Below are 6,839 nucleotides of genomic sequence, written 5' to 3'. Positions count from 1 at the left end.
ATATTATGTTAAATATATGATGCTTCTCATATATCATTGATGGCAACCCCATACGACCTTAAACCTACTCTAATATATTGATATAACTATGAAAATTGTCAGTTTTAATGTGAATGGTGTAAGGGCACGCTTACATCAACTGTCCCGGGTGATTGATTACCATAGTCCTGATTTGATAGGTCTTCAGGAAATCAAGGTCGCCGATGAGCACTTTCCGGTCAAAACCATTGAGAACATGGGCTACAACGTCTTATATCATGGCCAGAAAACCCACTATGGCGTTGCATTACTTAGCAAGACGCCTGCATTGAATGTCCAAAAAGGATTCCCGACGGATCTTTCTGACGCTCAACGCCGTGTAATTATTGGCGACTATGAACTGAACGGGCAAATATTACGGGTGATTAATGGGTATTTTCCCCAGGGAGAGAATCGCAACCACGAGACCAAATTTGCACAAAAAACTAATTTTTACAATGAATTACAGAGTTATCTGCAAAGCCTGTGCTCACCCTCCTCCAATATTTTGGTCATTGGTGACTTTAATGTCTCTCATACAGACCTTGATATTGGTATTGGCCCTGATAATGCCAGAAGATGGCTTAGAACCGGTAAATGCAGCTTTTTGCCGGAAGAACGGGAATGGTTTGACCGACTTCTTGAATGGGGACTAACTGATTGTTTTAGAAAGCTATATCCTGATGAAGGCAATCTCTTCAGTTGGTTTGATTATCGCAGCCGTGGGTTTGAGAGTGAGCCAAAGCGCGGCTTGAGAATAGATTCTATTCTGGCAACGAATGCTTTGATGCTGGCGTGCCGATCCATTTTTATGGATTATGACATCAGAGCCATGGAAAAGCCCTCTGACCATGCACCTGTCATCGCTGAATTTTCTGATTTAATATAAATTCATTTTTATAAGTAGCTAACCATATGAAATCATATATTTCTGGCTTTTTGTGCCGACACTCTCGGCACTTTGATAGTTTAGCCTTTTTTAACATTTGAGAATCATTCGTATTTGCATCTTTGCAAAGCCAGTCTATTCTAAGTCCATTCAATAACAAATGATTAGGATATAAATATGACCGCTTGGCAAAAAAGCAGAATGCTTTTTATCGTTCTCTTTACTTCACTTCCCGGGTATTGTCTGGCAGGACTGGATAACGGTACGCAAGAACATGAAATATCATTAAATTACCTGGATAAGGGAACATTAAAAGGTCATATCCGTGTGCAATGCTCGGAGCAAAATGACGTTTGCGAATCTCTATTGGAATTTGAACAGGGTGGAGACACCCCACCCGCTTTAGCAGAAATGCAGTTTCAGGGGCACTTTCAAAGAGATTTAAATGACTTTTCAGAGTTGGGTTCAATAACCGTTCTAAAAGACAGCAGGGAAACCAAAATTCCATTGGGTATTGATTATGATGAACTGTCTCTCGGTGATAAAAATAATCCGACCACCAGGGCTGTGATTGCCCATTTGCATCCGTCCTTGATCCATCATGCCAAAAAAGAATTAGACAACATTACCGAGGCTGCAGACTACCTGACGGGTACAACCAGAAATTCCCAGACCTTGCATTTATTCAAGCCAGAACCACACAAACTTTCTTTAAAAGATTCAGAAAAGTTGGCCAACTCTATCCATGGCGACTTTATCGTGCTGGATATTGGTGAAAGTTACTCGATGGTCCTTATATTCAACCAGGATAATGTTCCGGAATTAATCTATGTGCTTGACCGATGGAAACTGTACAGAGATCCAATATTTAAAACCATTATCGGTTATGGTGATTTAGTTGGCCTGGTTTTGCATGGCATGGACTTTGTCAAACACGGTGGATCATTGCTGGGCATAACAAGCCATGATGATCATCATTCACACTTTGCCTTTTTGAAAAATCTTGCCAACTCTGTGGGTATTGGTCCTACTGTCTATAATATCTTGTCCAGCCTGATAAGTTCCGGCTTCCATATTGCCGAGATTATTGACCATGCCCACGGTGTCTGTGAATTTATCAGTGGTGGCCAGAAGCACTATCATGATCATGATCACGGTAAATGGGAAAAACTGTTTGGCACAATGCATTTAGCCCATACTGCTGTTGAAATGATTGCCGAGCCTTCTCTTGCTCATGGGATTCAAACGGTTTTAACCTTTGCCAGCTTCGGCTATCACCATGTGCCACACCAATATTATGAATACCCAATGTCCGATGTTCTTCGTCCGGTAATGCACTCCCGGGGGCAATCTACTCCTGATGCTGAAATCCCGGACTAATTCATTTAGTCACAACTCTGATCACTTTTGAACAGTGGTCGGAGTCTTCTCCACCTTTCATAGCCTTGTCATATTAGCAGAAATTGGTCGCATTCAAGATGGGATATTGCGAGAATTCCAGACTAATACGCGTACGGTGTTGTACTTTTTATAATGCTTCAGAAACTCGCCGCGTAGACGCTAAAAAACCAACACATACCAGGCAATGACTGCCAGCTCATGACAAGAATGTAATACTGGGGTAATACAAGAGTGCAAAAGTTAATCAATGTGAACGGCTCATGGTTAGCCGCCAGTGTTATAGCAATTGGCATTGGTGCTTACCTGCTCACTGCTGATGTTGTTAATATCAACGATACTGATAAAGTTACGCCTCCCTCCCGGGACAGCCAGGAAAATACCGTTATTCCCGTTGTCCAGGCCTCACACTTTGAGCAAACATTGGTCAATCGCATCCTTACACTCTATGGCGCAACAGAAACTGACCGGACTGTCACAGTCAGTGCTGAACTGGCCGCCCGGGTTACAGATATCAGTGCTGCACGTGGTCAGCTGATGGCGGTGGGCGACGAAATTATCCGTCTGCGGGAAGGCAGCCTGAAGGCTCAGCTGAAGTCTGCCCAGGCCCGTGTGCGACAGGCTGAACAGGATTACCAGTCAGCCCTGATGCTGCAAAAGAAAAAACACATTGCCGATAATCAGATTATTCAGCTAGAGGCCTCCCTGGCTGAGGCGCTATCGCAAAAAGAGCAGCTTCAGACGCAATGGGACAACACCGTGATCAAGGCCCCCATTTCCGGCATTCTTAACAAGCACCATGTGGAAGTTGGCGACTTTATTGACAAAGGCAAACCGGTGGCTGAAATTCTCGACCTTGACCCTTTGGTGGTCCACGTCGATGTTCCCCAGAACCACATCCATTATTTTACCTCCGGCCAGAAAGCGGTGGTCCGATTTCTCGGCGGAGCAACCAGCGAAGCCACTATCCGTTTTATTGATCGACAGGCGAATGCCTCAACCCGGACATTTGCTGTCGAGTTAACCATTCCTAACAATGATATGAAAATTCCCGCAGGCCTTAGCGTTGAAGCCGACCTACTGATGGAAGAAGTAATGGCACTGGAAATAAGCCCTGCATGGCTTGCCTTGAGTGCAGATGGGGAGCCGGGCGTTAAATGGGTGACAACCGCCAATCGGGTTGAGTTCACTCCGGTAGATGTCGTCAAGTCTGAAAGTGACCGCCTTTGGGTCACAGGCATACCCGAACAGGCCAGGGTCATAACCCGCGGCCAGGGTTTCGTCCGGTCCGGCGATCAGGTGGATGTCATCAACCCTGCCGCCGGGGAGTAATGGCCAATGCACAGTCTGATTGCTGCATCGCTGAAGCGAACCCGTACCGTCCTGATGCTACTGGCGTTAATCCTGGCCACCGGCCTTGCCAGCTACCTGACAATTCCCAAAGAGTCGAGCCCTGACATCACGATTCCGGTCATCTATATCTCCGTATCACACGAAGGCATATCGCCGGAAGATGCCGAAAGGCTGCTGGTACTTCCCCTGGAGAATGAACTCAGGGCAATCGAAGGTGTCAAGGAAATCAAGGCAACCGCATCCCAGTCCCATGCCACCATTACCCTGGAGTTTATCGCCGGAATGGATACCGGTGAGGTCCTGGCAGACGTGAGGGACAAGGTTAACCTTGCCAAAAGCAAGCTGCCACAGAATACAGATGAGCCCACCATCAAACAGATTTCCTTTGCCAGTATGCAACCGGTGATTACCGCGGTGCTTTCCGGCAACTTGCCAGAACGTGCACTGGTGAGAATAGCCCGTGAGCTCAAGGATGTGCTGGAATCGCGCAGGCAGATTCTCGAGGTGGATATCGCCGGTGACCGGGAAGAGGTGGTTGACGTTATCATTGATCCACTCAGACTGGAAAGTTACGGGTTGGTGCCGACGGATGTGATCAATCTGGTCTCCAGGAACAATCAGCTGGTTGCTGCCGGCAATCTGGACAATGGCAAGGGACGATTCTCGGTCAAGGTCCCCGCGGTTTACAAGAGCGCAACTGATATCCTCTCCCAGCCCGTCAAGACAGACGGCGACCGGGTTATTACTTTCGGTGATCTTGCCAGCGTTCTCAGTACGTTCAAGGACGAAGGCGGTTACGCCAGGATGAACGGAGACAGCAGTATCGCCCTGGAGATCAAGAAGCGCCCCGGGGAGAACATCATTGAAACCGTGGCATTGGTCAAAGCCATTATTGCCGAAGGGCAGAAACTGGCACCGAAAACCCTGAAGGTTGACTATGTGGGTGATCAGTCAGTGGACGTGGTGGATATGGTCAACGACCTGCAGAACAGTGTCCTGGCGGCCATCATTCTGGTGGTTACGGTTATTGTCGGGGCGCTGGGGCCACGCAGCGCGGTGCTGGCAGCCATCGCCATTCCCGGCTCTTTCCTCGCCGGTATCCTGATCATCGCCATAATGGGCCTGACCATTAATATGGTGGTGCTGATCTCGCTGATGATCGCCGTCGGTATGCTGGTAGATGGCGCCATTGTGGTCACCGAATATGCCGACCGGAAAATGAGTGAGGGTGCTCCCCGCAGGCAGGCGTATCAGGAAGCCTCGTTACGCATGGCATGGCCCATCACCGCGTCCACGGCAACCACGCTCGCGGCGTTTTTCCCGTTGATGTTCTGGCCGGGGATCATGGGCGAGATGATGAAGTACTTACCATTAACCCTGATTGCCACCCTCTCGGCATCCCTGGTGATGGCGCTGATTTTTATCCCGACCATCGGCTCCCTGATTGGCCAGCCCAGAAAGCTCAGTGAGCGGGAAAAACGATCCATCACCGAGGCAGAAACCGGCGATTTACACCAAGTTCCCGGTTGGGCCGGGGTCTATATCCGTACGTTGTCCCGGGCGATCCGGCACCCGTTAAAAATACTGTTCTCAGGCATGGCCCTGGTAGTGGCCGTTTATTGTGCATTTGGCAGTTTTGGCAAAGGCTTTGAGTTCTTTCCGGATGTGGACACCAATAACATCACGGTCAAGGTTCGTGTTAACTCCAGCAACCTGTCCATCGATGAGAAAGATGAGATCCTGAGACAAGTAGAAGCCATTATGCTGCACCAGCCAGAATTAAAAACTCTGTATGCACGAACCGGTGATAACCAGGAAGTGGGCACCATCCGCCTGAATATGGTGGACTGGAAATATCGCCAGAAAGCAGCACGGGTGGCAGAAGAGATCAATCAGAAACTTGCCCATTTAGCCGGACTCGACATCACCGTTGAACGGAGAAAAGATGGCCCTCCCCAGGGTAAACCCCTGGAATTGGTGATCAGTGCCAATAACCTGGGTGTCCTCCATGATACAGTGGGCAAAGTCAGGACGGTTCTGGCGGGTATTGAAGGCTTTACCAATCTGACAGACGATGGCCCAGCTTCCGGTTATGAGTGGCGCATCGATGTGGATCGGGCCGGCGCTGCCCGTTATGTTGCTGATGTCAGCAGTGCCGGCGGCCTGGTGCGTCTGGTGACCTCCGGTTTACGAGTGGGCAGTTATCGTCCGGATGACAGCAGTGATGAAGTGGACATCCGTATTCGGTTTCCTGAATCAGACCGCCACCTGGAGAGCATTGACCAACTTCGGTTAATGACCCCGGCGGGCCTGGTACCCATCAACAACTTCACTACCCGGGAGATTGCCCCCAAGGTTGACAGTATCAAGCACCTGGACGGCAAACGAACCGTCAGTATCAGTGCCAACCTGGCTGAAGGCGTTCTGTTGAATGACTTGCTGCCCAAGTTAAAAACGCAGCTCGATGCATTGGAGGTACCAGAGGACGTCAGCTTTACCATCAAAGGGCAGAATGAGGACCAGCAGGAAAGTAGCCAATTCCTGCTCAAGGCATTTGCGGTTGCCCTGTTCGTGATGGCCATAATTCTGGTCACTCAGTTCAACAGCTTCTACCAGGCATTCCTGATTATGTCGGCGGTGATACTGTCGACCGGTGGCGTATTATTGGGATTGCTGCTGGCCGGTAAACCCTTTGGCATTGTAATGTGCGGTATCGGGGTCATTTCCCTGGCGGGCATTGTGGTGAACAACAACATCGTGTTGATTGATACCTACAATCTGTTGCGCCAACAGGGCATGAAGGCCGAAGAGGCGATTCTCAGAACCGGCGCCCAGCGTCTGCGACCGGTGATGTTGACCACCGTCACCACTATTCTGGGGCTGATGCCAATGGTGCTCTCCACCAATATCGATCTGTTCAACCATCGGCTTGAGATTGGTGGCCCCACTGCCCAATGGTGGAACCAGTTATCAACCTCCATTGCCGGAGGGTTAGCCTTTGCCACAGTGTTGACACTGATCCTGACACCCTGCCTTCTGGTGATCGCCGGTCGCAGACAAGATAGAAAGATGGCTCAATAAGCCATGCACTTCAGGCAATAACTGATGCTATTGCCTGAAGCAGCCATTAAGGAATTGTCTGTAAATAACTTCCGCATATTCAGATGCTCCACCGCAATCA

Annotated in this window: 4 protein-coding genes; all 4 read left to right on the top strand. The window is 49.1% G+C overall.

Annotated elements, in window-relative coordinates; translation table 11 throughout:
• Positions 1–88 precede the first annotated feature (88 nt).
• Positions 89–907: an exodeoxyribonuclease III gene (xthA, locus tag KDK14_RS03670; RefSeq protein WP_257263665.1), complete on the top strand. Its 819-nt coding sequence runs from the start codon at positions 89–91 to the stop codon at positions 905–907.
• Positions 908–1,084: 177 nt separating this feature from the next.
• A complete protein-coding gene (locus tag KDK14_RS03665) occupies positions 1,085–2,287 on the top strand; it encodes a hypothetical protein (RefSeq protein WP_257263664.1) in 1,203 nt (400 codons plus the stop codon).
• A 252-nt stretch (positions 2,288–2,539) separates the two neighbouring features.
• Positions 2,540–3,637 (top strand): efflux RND transporter periplasmic adaptor subunit, encoded by a 1,098-nt coding sequence (locus KDK14_RS03660; RefSeq protein ID WP_257263663.1) that lies wholly within the window; start codon positions 2,540–2,542, stop codon positions 3,635–3,637.
• A 6-nt stretch (positions 3,638–3,643) separates the two neighbouring features.
• Positions 3,644–6,739 carry an efflux RND transporter permease subunit gene (locus KDK14_RS03655; RefSeq protein WP_257263662.1) on the top strand — a complete coding sequence of 1,032 codons (3,096 nt, stop codon included), beginning with the start codon at positions 3,644–3,646 and terminating at the stop codon, positions 6,737–6,739.
• Positions 6,740–6,839 lie beyond the last annotated feature (100 nt).

The organism is Endozoicomonas sp. ONNA2 (genome assembly GCF_024606365.1).
Classification (GTDB): domain Bacteria; phylum Pseudomonadota; class Gammaproteobacteria; order Pseudomonadales; family Endozoicomonadaceae; genus Endozoicomonas.
This window is presented reverse-complemented; position numbering and strand designations above follow the sequence as displayed.